General features: G+C 65.3%; 16 protein-coding genes. 3 read left to right on the top strand and 13 right to left on the bottom strand.

Annotation, left to right across the window (positions count from 1 at the left end):
* Nucleotides 1-10: 10 nt before the first annotated feature.
* The 6 genes from HYN69_RS13950 to HYN69_RS13925 form a co-directional block, all read right to left on the bottom strand.
* Nucleotides 11-1345: a four-carbon acid sugar kinase family protein gene (locus tag HYN69_RS13950; RefSeq protein WP_108436271.1), complete on the bottom strand. Its 1335-nt coding sequence runs from the start codon at nt 1343-1345 to the stop codon at nt 11-13.
* Nucleotides 1342-2586, bottom strand: a complete 1245-nt coding sequence (locus HYN69_RS13945; protein WP_108436270.1) for a ribulose-bisphosphate carboxylase large subunit family protein — start codon at nt 2584-2586, stop codon at nt 1342-1344. The genes HYN69_RS13950 and HYN69_RS13945 overlap by 4 nt, the downstream gene beginning before the upstream one ends.
* On the bottom strand, nt 2583-3590 hold the full coding sequence (locus HYN69_RS13940; protein WP_108436269.1) for a Gfo/Idh/MocA family protein: 1008 nt from the start codon (nt 3588-3590) through the stop codon (nt 2583-2585). Before HYN69_RS13940 ends, HYN69_RS13945 begins: the two co-directional genes overlap by 4 nt.
* Nucleotides 3587-5314: a hypothetical protein gene (locus tag HYN69_RS13935; RefSeq protein ID WP_108436268.1), complete on the bottom strand. Its 1728-nt coding sequence runs from the start codon at nt 5312-5314 to the stop codon at nt 3587-3589. Before HYN69_RS13935 ends, HYN69_RS13940 begins: the two co-directional genes overlap by 4 nt.
* An 88-nt stretch (nt 5315-5402) precedes the next feature.
* Complete coding sequence (gene nanR, locus HYN69_RS13930) at nt 5403-6116, bottom strand: transcriptional regulator NanR (RefSeq protein ID WP_108436267.1); 714 nt, start codon at nt 6114-6116, stop codon at nt 5403-5405.
* On the bottom strand, nt 6116-6958 hold the full coding sequence (locus tag HYN69_RS13925) for a phosphogluconate dehydrogenase C-terminal domain-containing protein (RefSeq protein WP_108437223.1): 843 nt from the start codon (nt 6956-6958) through the stop codon (nt 6116-6118). The genes nanR and HYN69_RS13925 overlap by 1 nt, the downstream gene beginning before the upstream one ends.
* Before the next feature lie 222 nt (nt 6959-7180).
* On the opposite strand from HYN69_RS13925, the gene HYN69_RS13920 reads away from it, so the two are divergent.
* From HYN69_RS13920 to HYN69_RS13910, 3 genes are read left to right on the top strand one after another with little or no spacing between them, the layout of a single operon-like run.
* The gene (locus HYN69_RS13920; RefSeq protein WP_108436266.1) at nt 7181-8002 is read left to right on the top strand and encodes a class I fructose-bisphosphate aldolase; all 822 of its coding nucleotides are present in this window, start codon (nt 7181-7183) and stop codon (nt 8000-8002) included.
* Nucleotides 8002-9141 (top strand): Gfo/Idh/MocA family protein, encoded by a 1140-nt coding sequence (locus HYN69_RS13915; protein ID WP_216824612.1) that lies wholly within the window; start codon nt 8002-8004, stop codon nt 9139-9141. The genes HYN69_RS13920 and HYN69_RS13915 overlap by 1 nt, the downstream gene beginning before the upstream one ends.
* Nucleotides 9138-10109: a carbohydrate kinase family protein gene (locus HYN69_RS13910; protein ID WP_108436264.1), complete on the top strand. Its 972-nt coding sequence runs from the start codon at nt 9138-9140 to the stop codon at nt 10107-10109. Before HYN69_RS13915 ends, HYN69_RS13910 begins: the two co-directional genes overlap by 4 nt.
* Before the next feature lie 139 nt (nt 10110-10248).
* Here HYN69_RS13910 and HYN69_RS13905 read toward each other — a convergent pair whose 3' ends face one another.
* The 7 genes from HYN69_RS13905 to chvE form a co-directional block, all read right to left on the bottom strand.
* Entirely contained in the window at nt 10249-11253 is a 1005-nt protein-coding gene (locus HYN69_RS13905) for a LacI family DNA-binding transcriptional regulator (protein WP_108436263.1), read from the bottom strand.
* 420 nt (nt 11254-11673) lie between these two features.
* Nucleotides 11674-12585: a Gfo/Idh/MocA family protein gene (locus tag HYN69_RS13900; protein WP_108437222.1), complete on the bottom strand. Its 912-nt coding sequence runs from the start codon at nt 12583-12585 to the stop codon at nt 11674-11676.
* A gap of 5 nt (nt 12586-12590) precedes the next feature.
* Nucleotides 12591-14333, bottom strand: a complete 1743-nt coding sequence (araD, locus tag HYN69_RS13895) for an L-arabinonate dehydratase (protein WP_108436262.1) — start codon at nt 14331-14333, stop codon at nt 12591-12593.
* 10 nt (nt 14334-14343) lie between these two features.
* A complete protein-coding gene (gene araD1, locus HYN69_RS13890; RefSeq protein WP_108436261.1) occupies nt 14344-15336 on the bottom strand; it encodes an AraD1 family protein in 993 nt (330 codons plus the stop codon).
* Between the two features lie 8 nt (nt 15337-15344).
* Entirely contained in the window at nt 15345-16547 is a 1203-nt protein-coding gene (mmsB, locus tag HYN69_RS13885) for a multiple monosaccharide ABC transporter permease (RefSeq protein WP_108436260.1), read from the bottom strand.
* Entirely contained in the window at nt 16547-18085 is a 1539-nt protein-coding gene (gene mmsA, locus HYN69_RS13880) for a multiple monosaccharide ABC transporter ATP-binding protein (protein WP_108436259.1), read from the bottom strand. The genes mmsB and mmsA overlap by 1 nt, the downstream gene beginning before the upstream one ends.
* A 65-nt stretch (nt 18086-18150) precedes the next feature.
* The gene (gene chvE, locus HYN69_RS13875; RefSeq protein ID WP_108436258.1) at nt 18151-19224 is read right to left on the bottom strand and encodes a multiple monosaccharide ABC transporter substrate-binding protein; all 1074 of its coding nucleotides are present in this window, start codon (nt 19222-19224) and stop codon (nt 18151-18153) included.
* Nucleotides 19225-19313: the final 89 nt, after the last annotated feature.

The raw sequence follows: 19313 nt of genomic DNA, 5'->3' as shown, positions 1-19313 counted from the left end.
CCTCGGCGCGTTACCCGCCTATCCCGTCGCGGATCTGGGCAAACAGCCCGGCCTCTCCCATCTGGCCACCCTTCAGCACCAGTTCCAGAGGGGTGCGCCCGTCCGCGAAATGCGCCGCAAGCAGCGGCACCGACTGGGCAATCGCAGCCTTGGCCGTCAGGGCCACGCAGCCCAGTTCCGCCGTGGCAAGGCTTGACGTATCGCCCCCCGCAATCACCACGCGGCCCAACCCTTCCTGCGCCACCAGCCGCGCCAGCACAGCGCCCAAGCCTTGCGACAAGCGCGCCGTGGCGGTGGCCGCATCCATTCCTGCGGCCGCCCGCGCCTCGGCCACCCGCACAAGGGCCGGATCCTGTGGCCCCATCGCCGAATAGACCAGCGGCGAACGCCCCTCGGCCAGCGCGGCCAGCGCCGCCGTCTCGACCCGCGCCAGTTCCGCCGCCCATGCGCCTGCGTCCACCACCCGTTCCGCCGCAATCCGCAGCCCCGCAAAGCCCGCCGCTTCCGCCGCCCCGATCTGCCGCGCCGTATCGGGCGAGCATGACCCCGATACCACCGCGATCCGCCCCGCAGCCCCCGCCAACCGCAGCGCGGGCTTGGGCAGGTCCCAATGCGCGATCAGCGCCTCGTTCAGCCCCTGCGATCCCAGCGCAAAGACCGGCGCTTCCATCGCCCGCTCCCAGATGACCCGCCCCGCCTCGGCCAAAGTCTGCTGGTCCAGCACGTCAAAGGCGACGATCCGCGCCCCCTTGGCCAGTTCACCCTCCAGCGCCACCGCCGCGCGCCCGGCCTGCAAGGCCAGCACATCGACCAACCCCACCGGCAGCGCGGTCTGCGCCGCCAGATGCCGCCGCACGTCGGCCTCGTGCATCGGGGTCGCCGGATGCACCGACATCGTCGGATGCCGGTCGAGCCGCGCCACGCCGTCCGGTGTCTTGGCGAACAGGGTGCCAAACACCTGCCAGCGCCCGTTCTTGGGCGCGGCCACCACCATCGGCGCCCAATCCCCGATCCCCAGTTCCGCCGCCTTGCCGATGCTGCCCAGATGCGGCGCGGAATCAAAGGTCGAGCACAGCTTGTACTGCATCACCCGCCCGCCCATCGCCCGCAGGCTGGCATAGATGGCGGGCAGATGCGCCTCCATCCACTCTGGCCCCCGCGTCCGCGCATCCCCCGCGATCCCCACCGCCCGCACACCCGCAAAACGCGCCAGCACCTCGGGCGCGGGAATGCCCAGAAACATCACCGCAGGCAGGCCCGCGAAATCCAGCGCTTCCAGCACCGCAGCCGAACCGGTGAAATCATCGCCATACCACGTCAGCAGCACACCTTCCGGCAATGTCATGCAAAGACCCCCAGCGCTGCTCCCAGCGCGGAATTCTCCCGCCCCGCCACTGCTAAAGGCACGCCCGCTACCGCCGCCTCCCACGCTGCCCGCATCGATTCCACACCCCCCGCAGGCCCGTGCGGATGCGCCATGATCCCGCCCCCCGCCGCATGGATCAGATCGACCGACCCCAGCGCCGCCCACGTATCATGCGCCTGCGCCGCCGATTGCCCGCTGGAAAACACCGGCATCGCCTGACAGCCCGCCGCACCCTCGAACATAGGCGACAACACCGACCGGGCCGAGGCGACCGACGATGCATCGCTCTCGCAGAACTTGTTCCGGATCCCGTTCACATGCAGATGGTCCGCCCCCGCCACGCGCCACAGCTTCGACCACGCCACATAGTCGAACCCCAAGGAAGGATGCCGCGACAGCGCCCCCCAGCCGTTCCGGTGCGCGTGGATCGGCAACCGCGCCCCGCGCTTCAGCGCCGTGAACCCCGTCAACCCGACCGAGTTCAGCGACACCATCACACAAGTCCCGCCCAAGGCTTCCACCAGATCGTGCCGCGCCAGCATCTCGTCGACCTCGCCAGTCACGTTGAACGCATACATCACCCGTCTGCCCGTCCGGTCGGCATGGCGGTTTATCACCGCCATCACCGCCCGCGCCCGCGCCTCGAAGGGGCAGGCGGGGCCGTCCGCCTGCAATTCGTCATCCTTGATGAAATCGATCCCCGCCGCGCACAACCGGTCCACCATCGCCGCCGTATCATCCGCCGACAGCCCGACCGACGGCTTGATGATCGTCCCGATCAGGGGCCGCCCCGCCACCCCGCTCAGACGGCGCGTGCCCTCGACCCCAAAGGCAGGCCCGCCATAGCGCCGCGCAAACTCGACCGGCAAGCGCAGGTCCATCAGGCGCAACCCGCTGAAATACTTCAACTCGAACAGGTTGCCCGCCACCGTCGCCAACAGGTTCGGCAGGCTCGGCCCGATATTCGCCAAGGGCCATGACAGCGTGACCTTCGCCGCCCGCACCACACCCGCACCCTTGCCAGCCCCCGGCAGCGCCACCGGAACCTCGCCCAACTCCTCGATCCGCTCGACCCTTGCGGCCGCCCGCGCCTTCAACTCGGGCGTCTCTCCAGGCACCGGCAGGAACGTTCCCGACGACTGTTCGCCCGCCATCGCCTCTGCCGCGACCGACAGGTCATACCCTGTCTCGATCCGGTAATCCGCCTCGAACCGCGTCATAGTTCCACCGCCTTGCCCGTCCGCGCCGAGCCTATCGCCGCCAGCATCAGCGCCAACGTCTCCAGATTGTCCGCCCCCGAAGGCGCAGGCTCCGCCCGCCCCTCCAGCACCGCCACCACATGCGCCTGAAACGCCATGACCGACTCCTGTATCAGATACCACGGCTTTGCCCCCCACGCGGGGCACCCCGGCTCGGCGTCCCATTCCTCGACCGCCCCGCCCCGATGCAGCCGCAAGCGGTATCCCTCCAGCACCTCGATCGACCCCGCATCCCCTTCCAGCAGCGCCAGAGTCTGCGGAAACGGGTCGGGCGCAAGCGTCGAATGGAACGAACACTCCACCGAACTCACCGCGCCCGACGCATGGCGCAGCAGCGCACAAAACGCATCCTCGCCCGCCACGGCAGGGTTGCGCCGCTGCGCCTCGCACGACACCCGCACCACATCGCCCATCAGATACCGTGCCATATCAAACAGATGCAGCCCGACATCGGTCAAGGCGAGGTTCTCGACCGCCGCCAGATAGGGCTGGTTGGCGTAAATGTCGTAACCATGCCGGAACGCCAGCCGCAAAAACCGCGGCCTGCCCACCAACCCCATCCGCGCCTTCATCTCGCGGATCGGCCGCTGCCAGCGAAAGTTTTCATGCACCGTCAGCGTGACATCCCGCGCAGCACAGGCCGCCACCATCGCCGCGCCATCTTCCAGCGTCTCGGCAAAGGGTTTCTGGCAAATCACCAGCCGCGCATGCGCCGCCGCAAGCTCCACCAGCGCCCGATGCGACCCCACGGTCGTGGCGATATCCACGAAATCGGGCCGCAGCCGCCCCAGCATCTCGCCCGCATCCGTCCCGGCCTCGCAGCCATAGGCCGCCGCAAAGGCCGCAGCCTTGGCCGGATCGGTGTCGCAGACCCCGACGATCCGCACCCCGTCCTGCCGCCTCCACGCCTCCATATGGTTGCGCGCAAAGAAACCGCAGCCGATCAGAACGCCCCGTTTCGTCATGGCAAAGCCCCTGTCAGAAAGGCCAGATCAAAGGCCGAAAGCCTGACTCCGCCCAGATTCTGAGACGGCATGTCCAGCCAATCCGCCCTCTGCGCGCAAGTTTCCGAATAAGCATTCAGTAACCATCCACGGGCACCCTGTGGCAAGCTGACCCCATCCCCCAAAGCCGCGATGATCCCGCCGGATTGCGCCTTGATCGTCACCGTATCATCGAGGCCCGCCACCGCCGCCTGACCGCGCAACCCTCGGGCAAAGCGCAGCACATGGAAGACCGGCCGCACCCCCTGCGGACCCACCGCGCCCAATGGCCCGTCGGTCATCGCCAGCGCCAATGACGCCACGTTTCCGGCCACCGCCGCGGCCAGCACACCCACCGCGAAACAGGCCGCAAACCGCCCCACTTGCCTCGGGTCGTCCCGCACCATCGCAATCCGGTCCAGCGCAGGGTTCGCCACGCATTCCGCCGCATAGGGGTTCGACCGCATCCCGATGGAAAACAGCCCCAGATGCAACGGCTTTCCCCCCGCCAAAGCGTGACCCGAGGCAAACACAGCCTCCAGCGCCCCCAGCGTTTCGATCACCGAAAGATCATCCGCCGCATGCACCACTGCCGTCCCGCCCCAAGTAGCGAAATCCACCAACGCAGGGTCAGGCGGGCAACGGTTGAATTCGGTGAAATTGGTCAACACACCACCCCCCACCGCCGCCTGCGGAAACAGCGCCCGCAGCTTCGGCACCAGATCCATGGGCTTCGGACCTGCGGGCCAAGGCCCCTCGGGCTGGTGGCTTTTCAGATAGGGCGCGGTCAAAGCCGTCACCCGCACCACGTCCAGCCTGGCGCAATCCCTCGCCAGCGCCTCCAACCCGTCCAACCCTTCGTTAACCACGATCTCCAGCTGCACCGGCCCCGCCAGATCCGGCACCGCATCGCCCGGCGTTAACCTTAACTGTACCGGAAACGGCAAGACCGCAGCCGCCAGCCCCGGCTCCATAGCAACTGCGACCTCGGGCACCACTCCGCGCAGCGGAGCCTCGCCGGAAACCGCAGGCAGCGCCCGCCCCGAAAGCCGTACCTCCACCCCTTGCCGCACCGGCGCATCGGGTCCAAGCGCATAGGGCAGGGGCAATGCCAGCGGGCGGCAATAGGTCTTGTAGCTCGCATCCGTCCAGTTGCGCTGGTCCTCCATCTCGAAGACCTCGCCCGTCATCGCAATCGCCACCCGCACGCCCGCAACCTCGTGCGCCAGCCCCGCGATGTCGAAAGCAGGCTGCGACGGCGAAATGAGCGACGGCCAAACCGTCTCTTCCTTCTTCCCGCCAGAATGCATAACCGTCAGCGCCTGACCCGCGACACCCTCCAGCGGATGCAGCAGCGTGAACCCCGCGCGGTTCACCGCCACCTCTTGCGGGGCATCCATCGCGACCGACAATGCCAGCCGCGCCCCGTCACCCGTTTCTGCTACCTCGGCGCGGAACACCCCGCCGAACCGCCCGTCCACCGCTGCGAAACGGCGCTCATAGCTCATGCGTCCCGCGCCTTCTTCGACCGCCTCGGCAAGCGTCACCACCGGACAGGTGCCCCAGCCCTCGTCCCGCACCGGATAGGACACGCGCCGCAACACCTCGACCCCGTCGAAACGGATGCGCCGCAAATCCCCGTCGGCGATCAGCAGCGACACCCGACCAACCGTTACGTCACGCAGCACCTCGGCCTTGGTCATCATACCAGTTTCCAGTCTGTTACCACGCCCCGCCGCGGGGCTTGCGCGCAAAGATGAACAGGTTCTGAAGACTTCCGTGCATCCATCTGCATCACCTGTGCATCGCCGTTCCCCGGCGATAAAGCTCGTTCGCCCGGTTCAAATGGTCCGCCATCGCCACGCCCGCACGCCCCGCATCGCCCGACCCTATCGCCGCGATGATGCCGCGATGCTCGGCCAGTGTCAGGTTTTCCTTGCCCGGAACGCTGACCAGATCGACATGAAAATCGTTCAGCCAGCGAAACAGCCCGTCCGACAAGGCCGTCCAGATCGGGTTGCCGCTGATGCCCGCGATCTCGCGGTGAAACTGCCCGTCCAGCCGCCGGAATGCCGCCGGATCGTCCAGCGCCGCCGCCTGCCGCGCCACGGTTTCGGCCAGCCGCTCGAGGTCGGCCGCCGTATGACGCCGCGCCGCGATCCGCGCCATCTCGCATTCAAACGTGACCCGCGCATCCTTGAGATTTTCCAGCGAAGCATTGGAATGGACCAGCAGATGCTTCATCGTCACCGACAGTTGGTCGACCATGCGGCCCACCGAAGGCTCGGCCACCCGCGCCCTCTCGCCATGCCTGATCTCGATCAGCCCCGCGCCTTCCAGCGCCTGCATCGCCTCGCGCACGGCGGGGCGGCCAACCCCCATCGTCTCCATCAATTCCCGCTCCGAAGGCAGCGCATCGCCGGGGCGCAACTCGCCCCGCTCGATCTGGGCAAGCAGGCGCAACCGCACCTCCTCGCCCAGCTTGCGCCGCAGGATCGGCCCCCCCATCAGGCGGTGCGGCCTTGCACGATCAGCTCGCAGCTGTCCTTGACCACGGGGGGCGAAAGAACATCCAACCAATTGTCTTTTATCAGATATTTCCGCGCATGGGTCATCACCCGCACCGCCGCATCCGACGGCAATTTGGGCGAATAACCAAACCACATCGCGATTTCCACGTTCAGGTGCCCGATCAGGAAATCGAACGCGGCCTCGCGCGGAATCCCGTACTTCTCGGCGCAAACATCCACCGCTTCGGCCATCATGTCGACAAAGGGCATGGCGATCATTTCCGAAAGCCCCGGCTCGAGTATCGCCAGCTGTTCGACCGTGACCCGATGCGTCCGCATCACCGGCGACCACATCACGCGGCAGATTTCCGCCCCGATCTCGTAATGCTCCTCCGGCCCCTGCATCAGCGCGCAGACGATTGCCTGCTTGGCCACGCCGCCATGCACATCGGCCCGCGCGGCGGGGTCCGTCTCGTCGTTGTACAGCGGCGGATGGCAGGGGTGCCCCACGAAATAGGTGATATCCGCCCGCTCGGGCAAGGCCCCCGCATAGGGCGCCGCGGCGTCGAGGATCACCACCATCGTCCCCGCAGCCAGCCCCGGCACGATCTCGTGCGCGATCTTGCCGATCAGGCTGTCGGGCAGCGCCAGCACCACGATCGCAGCCCCGTCCAGCCCGACCGATGCGTCGACCGCTGCAATCCCCACCTCGGCCAGCCGCTTGATCCCGACCTCGCCCACCTCGACCGCACGGGTGTCATACCCGGCCTCAACGAATTTGCGTGTAACACGGAAGCCCATCTTCCCGCCCGCACCGAACACCGCGACTGACTGTGCCATATCGATTTTCCCAAAGCTGCAAAACGCCCCGACCGCCCGAAGACCCGCCAAAGCCATGACCGGACGCAGCTTTAACATGATGTATACTCATCATACCAGTTCAAAACCCCGATGCCGCAGCGCCGCGACGAATTTCCTTTCCCCGACGCCCAAAAATTTTGACAATCGCCACAAGTCGCATTAATTTTCTGTAAACGTTTACACAAACCGCAGGCAGCACAGATGAAACTCGCCCGGATGAACCGCCTTTTCTCGCCCTCGGGCAATTGCTTCGACGTGGCGATCGACCACGGCATGTTCAACGAACGCTCCTTCCTCGGCGGGATCGAGAACATGCGCGACGCGATCCACACCGTCGCCGCCGCCGCCCCAGATGCGATCCAGCTTCCCCCGGGCACCGCCCCGATCCTGCAAGCCATCCCCGGCAAGTCCCGCCCCGCGCTGGTGCTGCGGACCGATATCGCCAACGTCTATGGCACGCCGCTGCCGTCTTCGCTGTTTTCCGAAACCATCGACCGCGCCGTCGAACAGGGCGTGGTGCTCGATGCGGCCTGCGTGGTGGTGAACCTGCTCTTGCTGCCCAACCAACCCGAACTCTACCGCGCCTGCGTTCAAAACGTGAATCGTCTCAAACGCGAATGTGAAATCATGGGAATGCCGCTTATGGTGGAACCCCTTGTGATGCAAGACAATTCCAAGGGCGGCTACATGGTCGACGGCAATATCGACCTGATCCTTCCGCTCGTCCGGCAAGCCGCCGAACTCGGCGCCGACATCATCAAGGCCGACCCGTGCGAAAACGTGGCCGATTACCACCGCGTGATCGAAATCGCCCAGGGCCTGCCGGTGCTGGTGCGCGGCGGCGGCCGCGTGTCCGATGCCGAAATCCTGTCGCGCACCGCCGAACTTATGCGCCAAGGCGCGCGCGGCATCGTCTACGGCCGCAACGTCATCCAGCACCCCAACCCCGGCGGCATGACCCGCGCGCTCATGGCCGTGGTGCATGACGGGGCCACCCCCGAAGCCGCATTGAGGATGATCTGATGCGTGAAATCCGCTTCGGCATCATCGGCTGCGGTCTCATGGGGCGCGAATTCGCCAGCGCCGCAGCCCGCTGGCTGCACCTGACCGACACCCGCGCCAAGCCCCGCATCGTCGCCGTATGCGACACCAACCCCGCCCTGATGGGCTGGTATGCCGAACACCTCGGCCCCATGCAGCAAACCACCGATTACCGCGAACTTCTGGCCAACCCCGAGGTCGACGCCGTCTATTGCGCCGTCCCCCATGTGTTGCACGCGGAACTTTACCCCGCCATACTTGCCGCCGGTAAACATCTCTTGGGCGAAAAACCCTTCGGCATGGACGCCGCGCAAAACGCCACCATCATGGCCGCAATCGCAGCACACCCGAACCTGATCGTCCGTTGCTCGTCGGAAATGCCCTTCTACCCCGGCGCGCAACGCGTGATCGACTTCGTCAAATCCGGCTCAATCGGCCCGATCCTCGAGGTGGAAGCCGCCTTCCTCCACTCCTCCGACATCAACCCGCAAAAGCCCCTGAACTGGAAGCGCATGGCATCGGTCAACGGCGAATACGGCTGCATGGGCGATCTCGGGATGCACGTCCTGCACGTCCCCCTGCGGCTTGGCTGGCGGCCCGAAACCGTGACCGCCAGCCTCGTGAAACGCGTGCCAACCCGCCCCGATGGCAAGGGCGGCACGCTGCCTTGCGACACATGGGACAACGCAACCATCACCGCCACCGTCCCCCATGCCGACGGCGCCTTCCCCATGGTCCTGAAGACATGGCGCATCGCCCCGGGCGAGGCGAACACATGGTCCATCCGCGTCTTGGGCATGAACGGCTCGGCCTATTTCAGCACCAAACAACCCCGCCAATGGCAATTCATGCGCTACACGGCAGGTGGCCCGCAGGCATGGGCGACAGAAGATCTCGGCTACACCCCGCTTTTCCCTGCGATCACGGGCGGCATCTTCGAATTCGGCTTCACCGATGCGATCCAGCAGATGTGGGCCGCCTTTATCGATGAACTGGCCGGAGGCGACGCGCATGGCTTCCCCTGCGCCTCGCCGCAGGAAGCGAGCGCCCACCACGCGGTGCTGACCGCTGCCCTTCAGGCAGGCAAGACCGGCCAATCGGTCAAGGTCGCCTACGCATGAAGCGCGGCATCGCCTGCGCCGGAAACTGGATCGTGGACATCGTCCACACCATCGAGGCATGGCCGCAAAAGTCCGACCTCGTCCGCATCAAGGCCGAGGCCGAAGGCACCGGAGGCGGCGCGGCCAATGTGCTTCTGGCCCTCGCCGCCTTTCGCACCGGCCTGCCGCTTTACGCGCTTGGGCTGGTCGGCACCGACCGCCACGCCGAAACCGTCCGCGCCGCGGTGCGGACGGCAGGGGCCGACCTCAGCGGTCTTAAAACCACCGACCGCGCCCCCACCGCCCACACCCATGTGATGAACCTGTCCGGCGACAGCCGCACCTTCTTTTACCACCCCGGCACCAACGACCTTTTGGCCGAAGATGACATCGCCGTCGAAGCCGCCGCCGCCAAAGGGGCCGCGATCTTCTACCTTGGCTACCTCAACCTTTTGGGAAAGCTCGACGAAATCGACCCCCAAGGCACCGGCGCAGCCCGCGTCCTGTCCCGCGCCCGCGCCGCCGGAATGGTCACCGCAGTCGACCTCGTCTCGACTGACCGCCCCGAATTCCGCGCCGCAGTCGAAGCCGCCTTGCCCCACACCGATTACCTTTTCCTCAACGAAGTCGAAGCCGCCCGCGCCACGGGCCTGCCCGCCGACCCCGCAGATGAAGCCTCGCTTTCCGCCGCTGCCCGCCAGTTGCTCGCCAAAGGCGTCCGCCGCGCCGTGATCGTGCACACCCCCGCCCTCGGCCTGTGGTTGGGCGCAGAGGGCACCGCGCTGACCCGCCGCCCCGACCCCGTCATGCCCGAAGACATCGTCAGCCCAGTCGGTGCAGGCGACGCCTTCGCCGCAGGCTGCCTTTACGGCATCCACGAAGGCTGGCAGCCAGAGGCCTGCCTCCGCCTCGGTCACCGCGCCGCCGCCGCCGCATTGAAAGGCGCCACAGCCACCGAATCCATTCCCCCCCTGTCCGCCCTGCTTTAGCCCCGGAGAGGGTTTTCCACCCTCTCCGGACCTCACCCGAGGATATTTCAGCCAGCATGAAACCAGCAAAGACCGCTGCCCCTTTTCACGCTGGTGCAAATATCCTCGGGGGTGCGGGGGCAGACAGCCCCCGCTGCGGTCAGGCAGGGCGCCGCGCCGTGGTGCCGCGTTCGATCACCGAAAGGGCAGGGGGCTGCTCCTCGCTCAGCGGCTCGCCCGTCATCAGCCGCACGATCTGCTCGACGGCCAGCGCCCCGATCTCGCGGATCGGCTGGGCTACGGTGGTCAGTTGCGGGATCACATAGCGCGCCATCGGCATGTCATCGAAGCCGATCACCGAAACATCCTGTGGCACCGCCACGCCGCGCTCGTGCAGCGCATGGATCGCGCCGATCGCGGCAAGGTCGGTCAGCCCGATCACCGCGTCGGCCTCCACCCCGTCATCGAGCATCCCTGCCGCCAGATCGCGGCAGGCCTCGAACCCGTGCTCGTCTCCCAGTCGTACCGCGACAGGTTCCAGCCCCGCCGCGGCCAGCGCATCGCGCACCCCTGCCAGACGTTCCGTCACCGGCGTCGAATGTTCCGGCGCGCCCGTTACCGCGATGCTGCGGTGGCCAAGGCCCAGCAGATGTCCGGCCATCAGCCGCCCGCCCGCGTAATGGTCGGCCTTGACCGTCACCGCCCCGGCAATGGCCCGGTCCACCGCCACGATGGGAACGCCCGCCGCTGTCAGTCGCGCCGCCGTCACCGTATCCGAGGTGACGCTGGCGATGATCACCCCGTCGACCCTTTGCGCCAGCATGGCGGCGATATACTCGGCCTCGCGATCGGGGCTTTCCGAACTGCAACAGATAAAGGCGTGATACCCTCGCGCGAACAAGGCCTGCTCGATCACATGGGCAAGGATGCCGAAGAACTTGACGTCGAGCGCCGGCAGCAGCACCCCCACCATCCGGCTTTTCCCCCGCCGCATCGACGCGGCCCCCGCATTCGGGCGAAACTGCATCTCGGTGATCACCGTCTCGATCCGGGCCCGCATCGACGGGCTGACATAGCCCGACCCGTTTATCACCCGTGATACGGTCGCGATCGAGGCGCCCGCGCGGGTTGCGATGTCCCTGATACCTGCCAAAGCGAACTCCACCCTTTGGGCAAAACCTTAACCTGCTGGCTACGGCGGGCAACAGCAAAGGCAGGGCAGACGGTCAGGGCCGCAGGAATGGCAGACCGCCCCAAGGATGCCTCTGCTGTCCCATCGGTCGGGCGGGCGGCGCTTCGGACGACATGCGCTACTCGGGCGCAACCAAGTCACGCGCCGTTTTCGTGGCATTAAGGGACCAGTCAAAGCAACGCGTGCTGTCGACCCGTCGGTGCGCACGCATCCGGCTTCTGCCTTTTACGAGTGCTGTGACGAGTTTTTCGGTTGGTGTGCCTTACCCGGTGAAGCGGTCGCCCCTCCGGGGTGGCCGCAAGACTACGGCCAATTCGGCCAGTCACTTCGGCCAGTCACTTCGGCCAGTCGGGGCTGAAGGGCCCGGAAACCCCCCGGGTCCTTCCGTTCCGCTCAGAAGTTGAAGGCCGCGACCGTCACCCGTTTGCCGAGCGTCAGAGCATCGGCTACATGCACCATCGGTGACAGATCGACCTCGGACTGCCCGTTCCGCACCAGATCGGCCATGCGCGCATAGAGTGCGGGATATTCCCCCATGATGCTGTTCACTCCACCCGCAGGTTTGCCGCCCAGTTCCAGACGGTTGCCCCCCATCCGCAGCGCCATCGGTCCCTTGTCGGTCTCGAACTCCATATCCCAGGTCTGCGGCCCTTCCTGACGCCAGTCGAAATCGGCACTCACCCCGCCCGAAAAGCCGATCTGCGCCGCAATCGGCGTGTCACGGTTTTCCGGAAACTCCAGCACAGCGGCGGTCACATGCACCGGCGCGGGCAAGATCTCGGTCAGGATCGACAGCGCGTTGATGCCCGGATCGAACACGCCCATGCCGCCAGGTTCGAACACCCAGTCCTGCCCCGGATGCCATTTGCGGACATCCTCGCGCCAGGTGATATGCGCGCGGCGCACCACCGTATCCGCCAGCCACGCCTTGGCGGCGGCCACCGCCTCGGCCATGCGGCTGTGCCAAGTGGTGTAAAGCGTGACACCCATGGTGCGTGCCAGCGTCTCCAGCGCATGCACCTCGGCCAGCGTCTGGCCGGGGGGCTTTTCCAGCATCACGTGCCGTCCCGCCCGCAGCGCCGCCTCGGCATAGGCGAAACGCGGTTGCGGCGGCAGGCACAGCGACACCATGGGGATATCGGGCCGCTCGGCCATCATCGTGGCGAAATCGGTAAAGGCTGCAATACCGTCCACCGTTCCCGACCGGCTGACCGTCGCCGCCAACTCCCAATCGCCCGAAGCCGCAAGCGCCGGAACATGCTGGTCACGTGCGATCTTGCCGATCCCGACCAACGCGACCTTCATCGCCATCAGTGCGAATCCCGCCCGACCGGAGCGCCCCGCCCGCCGAGCAGGAAGTCGAGGTCCGCCCCCGTATCCGCCCCCATCACATGCGCGTTGTGCAGCCAGGCATAGCCACTTTCAGGCGCACCCTTGGGCGCTGCCCAGACCGCCAGACGCGCGGCCAGTTCTTCGTCGGAAATATCCAGATGCAGGCGCCGGTTGGGCACATCCAACTCGATGAAGTCACCGTTCTGCACCACTGCCAGCGGCCCGCCAACGGCGGCTTCGGGCGAGGTGTGCAGGCACACCGTGCCAAACGCCGTACCCGACATGCGCGCATCGGAAATCCGCACCATATCGGTGATCCCCTTGCGAAGCACCTTGGGCGGCAGGCCCATGTTGCCCACCTCGGCCATGCCCGGATAGCCCTTGGGTCCGCAGTTCTTCAAGACCATCACGCAGGTCTCGTCGATGTCCAACGCCTCGTCGTTGATCTTGGCCTTGTAGTCGTCGATATCCTCGAACACGACCGCACGCCCCCGATGCACCATCAGGCTCGGGGTCGCAGCCGAAGGCTTCAGCACCGCCCCTTTGGGCGCAAGGTTGCCCTTCAGCACCACCACACCGCCCGATTGCGTCAGCGCCTTGTCGGTCGGCAAGATCACATCGGGGTTGTGGTTCACCACATCCTTGACCTGATCCCACGCGGTTTCACCCGAAACCGTCAGCGCGTCCTTGTGCAAAAGCCCCGCCTCGCCAAGCCGCTTGATGACCACGGGCAAACCACCGGCATAAAAGAATTCCTCCATCAGATATTTGCCCGATGGCATCAGGTTCACGATCGTCGGCACATCGCGCCCGCAGCGGTCCCAATCGTCCAGCGTCAGATCGATACCCACGCGACCTGCAATCGCCAAAAGGTGGATCACCGCATTGGTCGACCCGCCAATCGCCGCATTGGTGCGGATCGCGTTTTCAAACGCTTCTTTCTTCAGAATGTCCGAAGGCTTCAGATCATCCTTCACCATCTGCACGATGCGCCGCCCGGTAAGCTGCGCCATGACCCGCCGCCGCGAATCCACCGCCGGAATCGCCGCATTGCCCGACAGCGCCATGCCCAACGCCTCGGCCATGCTGGCCATGGTCGAAGCGGTGCCCATCGTATTGCACGACCCGGGGCTGCGGCTCATCGACGCCTCGGCCTCGGCGAATTCGGCCGGAGTCATCTCGCCCGCCTTCACCGCTTCGGAAAACTTCCACAGATGCGTGCCCGACCCGACCCGCTCGCCGCGGTAATACCCGTTGAGCATCGGCCCGCCCGTCACCACGATCGACGGCAAATCGGTCGAGGCCGCCGCCATCAGCAGGCTCGGCGTGGTCTTGTCGCAGCCGACCAGCAGCACACAACCGTCCATCGGTTGGCCGCGCATCGCTTCCTCGACCGCCATGGCGGCAAGGTTACGGAACATCATCGCCGTGGGGCGGAACGCCGATTCCGATGCTGAAAACACCGGCACTTCCACCGGAAACCCGCCCGCCTCGTAGATGCCGTGCTTCACGCGCTGCGCCAGATCGTTCAGATGCGCGTTGCAGGGTGTCAGCTCCGACCACGTGTTCAGGATGCCGATCACCGGCCGCCCGTCGAACAGGTCATGCGGAAAGCCTTGGTTCTTCATCCAGCCGCGGTGATAGATCACGTCACGCGACGTGCCACCGAACCATTCCTGCGAACGCAGTTTGCGGGGCCATGCGGCGGGTTTAAAGGTCATGATCTTCCTTTCAGAGCGCGGTCACGGCCACAGTGCCCGCAAGGGCAGGGGCCTTGGCAAGGGGGTTGGTCAGCGGCAGGCCGAATGGTGCCGCCTCGATCTCGAATTCGTCGCCCGCCTGCGTGGCAAAGCCATCAGCAAAGCTCAGCGTGGCGGTGCCGAACATATGCACATGCACATCGCCGGGGTGGCGGAAGATGTCATATTTAAAGTGGTGATGCTCAAGGTTCGCAAAGCTATGCGACATGTTCGCCTCGCCCGAGACGAAGGGCTTTTCCCACACAATCGCGCCCCCGCGCCGGATCCGGCTGCTGCCCTGCACATCGGCGGGCAGATCGCCGATCAGGATTTCCGGCCCGAAAGACGCCTGACGCAGCTTGGAATGGGCCAGCCAGAGGTAATTCACCCGCTCGGTCACATGGTCGGAAAACTCGTTCGCCAAGGCCCAGCCCAGACGGCAAGGGGTGCCATCGGGCGCGATCACGTAAATCCCCGCGATCTCCGGCTCCTCGCCCCCGTCCTCGGCAAAGCCGGGCATGGTCAGGGGCTTGCCGGGGGCCACGGCGGTCGTGCCGTTCCCCTTGTAAAACCACTCGGGCTGCGCGCCGACCGTCCCCTGCGCGGGTCGCCCGCCTTCCAGCCCCATGCGGAACATCTTCATGCTGTCGGTCAGCACTTCCGCCCCCTCCAGCTTGGCATGCATCGCGTCCCGCGCCGACGCACTGCCCAGATGCGTCAGCCCCGTTCCGGTCAGATGCATATGCACCGGGTCAGGGTGCGAAATCGGCAGCACCACGCGCCCCGCCGCCAGAAGTGACGGCAGATCGACCGCCTCGCCAAGCCCCCGCTCGGCCACCAGCGCCGCCACAGGCCGCTTTGCCGCCGCAGCCTCCATAGCCAGCGCATAACTGCTGTCGGCTCCGCGCAGCACGGCAGCTTCCGACCCGTCGCGCACCACCACGGCAATCTTCCCGTCCGGCCCGACCACCTGCGAAATCAGCATCGCCCGCCTCATTTGTTCTTGTTGTAAACGTCGAAAATCACGGCAGCCAGCAAGACCAGCCCCTTGATCACCTGCTGATAATCGATCCCGATGCCCAAAATCGACATCCCGTTGTTCATCACCCCCATGATCAGCGCGCCGACCACCACCCCGATGATCTTGCCCGACCCGCCGGTCATCGACGCCCCGCCGATGAACACCGCCGCGATCACGTCAAGCTCGAACCCCACCCCCGCCTTGGGGGTCGAGGAATTCAGCCGCGCCGCCACGATCATACCGGCCAATGACGCCAGAACGCCCATGTTGCAAAAGGTCAGAAACACCAGCCGGTCGGTGTTGATACCCGACAGTTTCGCCGCCTTTTCGTTGCCGCCAAGCGCGTAAACCCGCCGCCCGGTCGTCGTGCTTTCGGTAAAGAACGCATAAAGCACCGTCAGCAGGCCAAGGATGATCACCACATTGGGCAGGCCACGGAACGTTGCCAGCTTGTAGCCGACGAACATCAGCGCCGCCGCGACGATGATGTTGCGTGCCAGAAACATCACTATCGGTTCCGGCGTCATGCCAAACTCGGCATCGCGGTTGCGCGCCCGCCAGCCGATGAAAATCACGATAGCCGCCGCCAGCGCCACGATGACCAAGGCCGTCACGTTGGGCTTGTCCACGCCAAAGGCGTCAGGAATGAACCCCGTCGAAAGCGACTGAAAGGTTTTCGGGAAAGGCCCCACGTTCTGCCCGTTCAGCAGCCACAGCGTCAGCCCGCGAAACACCAGCATCCCCGCCAGCGTGACGATGAACGACGGGATGCGCCAATAGGCGATCCAGTAGCCCTGCGCCGCGCCTATAGCCGCCCCGATCAGCAGACAGGTCGGCACCACCGCAATGACCGGCCAGCCCATGTTCACCGTCAAGACCGCAGCCACCGCTCCGGTAAAGCCCACGACCGACCCGATGGACAGGTCGATATGCCCCGCCACGATCACCAGCAGCATCCCCAGCGCCATGATGATGACGTAGCTGTTTTGCAGGAAAAGGTTGGTGATGTTCTGCGCCGACAGGAAATCGACGGGGTTCTGCGGCACGATCTGCAAGACCACATAGAAGAACAGCACAATCGCCACGAGCGCGATCAGCATCCCGTTCTCGCGCAGATGCCCGCCCAGATGCGCGCCGATGCCCTTTTCGCCGCCCGATGCAGTTGTATCCGCCATCACGCCACCTTCGCTTTCGTTTCGTTCTTCAGGATCAGCGCCATGATCCGCTCCTGACTGGCCTCGGCCCGTGTCAATTCGCCCATGATGCGCCCCTCGTTCATCACATAGATCCGGTCGCACATGCCTAGAAGTTCCGGCATCTCCGACGAGATCATCACCACCCCGCGCCCCTGCGCGACCAATTCGTTCATGATCGTATAGATCTCGAACTTCGCACCCACATCGATGCCCCGCGTGGGTTCATCGAGGATCAGCACCTGCGGATCGGTGAACAGCCATTTCGACAACACCACCTTTTGCTGGTTGCCGCCTGACAGGTTCACCACCTTCTGGAACACGCTCGGCGTGCGGATCGACATGGCACGGCGGTATTGCTCGGCCACCTGCTGTTCGCGCCCGCGGCTGATCACCGACCGTGACGCCACCCCCGCCAGATTGGCCAGCGTGATGTTCTTCACGATAGGCTCTTCCAGCACCAGACCCAACTGCTTGCGGTCTTCGGTCACATAGGCCAGCCCTGCCGCAATCGCCTTTTGGACCGACGATGTATCCACCGCCTTGCCACCCATCCGCACCGTGCCGCTGATGCCCCGCCCGTAGGAATGGCCGAACAGGCTCATCGCCAGTTCCGTGCGCCCCGTGCCCATCAGCCCCGCGATGCCGACGATCTCGCCCTTGCGGACATTGATCGACACGTCTTTTATCATCTGCCGTCCGGTCTGTTCCGGATGCCAGACGTTCCAGCCCTCGACCTCCATCAACACCTCGCCGATGGCGGGCGTCCGGTCGGGGTAGCGGTGCGCCATATCGCGGCCCACCATGTCGCGGATGATACGCTCTTCGCTGATGTCGTCGGTCGAAAGCGTCGAAACCGCCGCCCCGTCGCGGATGATGGTGATGCGGTCCGCGACCCGCGAAATCTCGTTCAGCTTGTGCGAAATCAGGATCGAGGTGATCCCCTGCCGCTTCAACTCCAAAAGCAGGTCCAGCAACTTCTGGCTGTCGTTCTCCTGCAAGGCGGCGGTCGGCTCGTCGAGGATCAGCAGCCGCACATCCTTGGCCAGCGCCTTGGCGATCTCGATCAGCTGTTGCTTGCCGACCCCCAGCTTGCCTACCTGCGTGGTCGGTGCCTCGGCCAGCCCCACCTTCCTCAGCAATTCCTCGGTCTTCTGGAAACAGCGCGGCCAGTTGATCACGCCACGGCTTGCCACCTCGTTGCCCAGAAACAGGTTCTCGGCAATCGACAAAAGCGGCACCAGCGCCAGTTCCTGATGGATGATGATGATTCCCTTGGCCTCGCTGTCGCGAATGCCACGACAGGCCAAGGGCGCCCCGTCATAGATGATCTCGCCCTCGTACGACCCGTGCGGATAGACGCCCGAAAGCACCTTCATCAGCGTGGATTTCCCCGCGCCGTTCTCGCCGCAGATCGCATGGATCTCGCCCTGTTCCACCGTCAGGTTGACGTGGTCCAGCGCCTTGACCCCCGGAAAAACCTTGGTGATCCCGCGCATTTCAAGAAGCGTCTTTGCCATCCGGTCCCTCCGGTCAAAAAAGCCCGCCCCCGCGTCAGGGGGCGGGCCATGTCTCAGGCTACAGCTTATTTCAGCTGGTCGGCCGTGTAATAGGCCGAATCGGTGATCAGAACCTGCTCGTAGTTGGTCGCATCGACCGGCTGCGGCTCCAGCAGATAGGACGGCACGACCTTGACACCGTTGTTGTAGGTCTTGGTGTCGTTGATCTCGGGCTCGCCACCCGACAGGATCGCATCGACCATCTTCACGGTCACACCGGCAAGGTTGCGGGTGTCCTTGAAGATCGACGAATACTGCTCGCCCGCGATGATCGACTTGATCGACGGGACTTCGCAGTCCTGACCGGTCACGATCGGCATCTTCATGTCGCCCGACCCGTAGCCCACGCCCTTGAGCGAGGACAGGATCCCGATCGACAGCCCGTCATAGGGCGAGAGCGCGCCGTGCAGCGCCTTGTCGCCATAGTTGGCCGACAGCAGGTTATCCATGCGGGCCTGTGCGACAGCACCGTCCCAACGCAGGGTGCCGACCACGTCCATGCCGGTCTGGCCCGACGGGATCACGATGTCGCCCGAGTCGATCATGGGCTGCAGGACCGACATCGCACCATCGTAGAAGAAGAAGGCGTTGTTGTCGTCGGGCGATCCGCCGAACAGTTCGACGTTCCACGGCTTCACGTCTGCGAAGCGCTCTTTCAGGCCCTTCACCAGCGATTCCGCCTGCTGCACGCCAACCTTGAAGTTGTCGAAGGTGGCGTAATAGTCCACATCGCCGGAATCGCGGATAAGGCGGTCGTAAGCGATAACCTTGATGCCCGACGCCTGCGCGTTGGCCAGCGCGTTCGACAGCGTGGTGCCGTCGATGGCGGCAATCACCAGAACCTTCACCCCTTTGGTGATCATGTTCTCGATCTGGGCAAGCTGGTTCGGGATGTCGTCTTCGGCATATTGCAGATCAGCCGCGTAACCGGCGGCTTCGAACTGCTTGACCATCGAGTCGCCGTCCGAAATCCAGCGCGCCGACGATTTGGTCGGCATCGCGATCCCGATGGTGCCCTTGTCCTGGGCAAATGCCGGCACGCCGGCAACGGCCACGGTAGCAGTCGCAAGCGCCAAAAGCGCCCTTCTGGAAAGTTTCATTGCATGTCCTCCCTTGCCGCGAACCGCCGCGGCACGTGCGCGCAGAGTTGCCAAGCTGCGCCATATCCGTCAAAGAATGCTTCGTGATG

The organism is Gemmobacter aquarius (assembly GCF_003060865.1).
GTDB lineage: Bacteria > Pseudomonadota > Alphaproteobacteria > Rhodobacterales > Rhodobacteraceae > Paragemmobacter > Paragemmobacter aquarius.
This window is presented reverse-complemented; position numbering and strand designations above follow the sequence as displayed.

Coding starts and splice junctions, on each gene's coding strand:
- HYN69_RS13950 (WP_108436271.1), bottom strand. CDS start 1,345: ATGACATTGCCGGAAGGTGTGCTGCTGACGTGGTATGGCGATGATTTC.
- HYN69_RS13945 (WP_108436270.1), bottom strand. CDS start 2,586: ATGACGCGGTTCGAGGCGGATTACCGGATCGAGACAGGGTATGACCTG.
- HYN69_RS13940 (WP_108436269.1), bottom strand. CDS start 3,590: ATGACGAAACGGGGCGTTCTGATCGGCTGCGGTTTCTTTGCGCGCAAC.
- HYN69_RS13935 (WP_108436268.1), bottom strand. CDS start 5,314: ATGATGACCAAGGCCGAGGTGCTGCGTGACGTAACGGTTGGTCGGGTG.
- nanR (WP_108436267.1), bottom strand. CDS start 6,116: ATGGGGGGGCCGATCCTGCGGCGCAAGCTGGGCGAGGAGGTGCGGTTG.
- HYN69_RS13925 (WP_108437223.1), bottom strand. CDS start 6,958: ATGGCACAGTCAGTCGCGGTGTTCGGTGCGGGCGGGAAGATGGGCTTC.
- HYN69_RS13920 (WP_108436266.1), top strand. CDS start 7,181: ATGAAACTCGCCCGGATGAACCGCCTTTTCTCGCCCTCGGGCAATTGC.
- HYN69_RS13915 (WP_216824612.1), top strand. CDS start 8,002: ATGCGTGAAATCCGCTTCGGCATCATCGGCTGCGGTCTCATGGGGCGC.
- HYN69_RS13910 (WP_108436264.1), top strand. CDS start 9,138: ATGAAGCGCGGCATCGCCTGCGCCGGAAACTGGATCGTGGACATCGTC.
- HYN69_RS13900 (WP_108437222.1), bottom strand. CDS start 12,585: ATGAAGGTCGCGTTGGTCGGGATCGGCAAGATCGCACGTGACCAGCAT.
- araD (WP_108436262.1), bottom strand. CDS start 14,333: ATGACCTTTAAACCCGCCGCATGGCCCCGCAAACTGCGTTCGCAGGAA.
- araD1 (WP_108436261.1), bottom strand. CDS start 15,336: ATGCTGATTTCGCAGGTGGTCGGGCCGGACGGGAAGATTGCCGTGGTG.
- mmsB (WP_108436260.1), bottom strand. CDS start 16,547: ATGGCGGATACAACTGCATCGGGCGGCGAAAAGGGCATCGGCGCGCAT.
- mmsA (WP_108436259.1), bottom strand. CDS start 18,085: ATGGCAAAGACGCTTCTTGAAATGCGCGGGATCACCAAGGTTTTTCCG.
- chvE (WP_108436258.1), bottom strand. CDS start 19,224: ATGAAACTTTCCAGAAGGGCGCTTTTGGCGCTTGCGACTGCTACCGTG.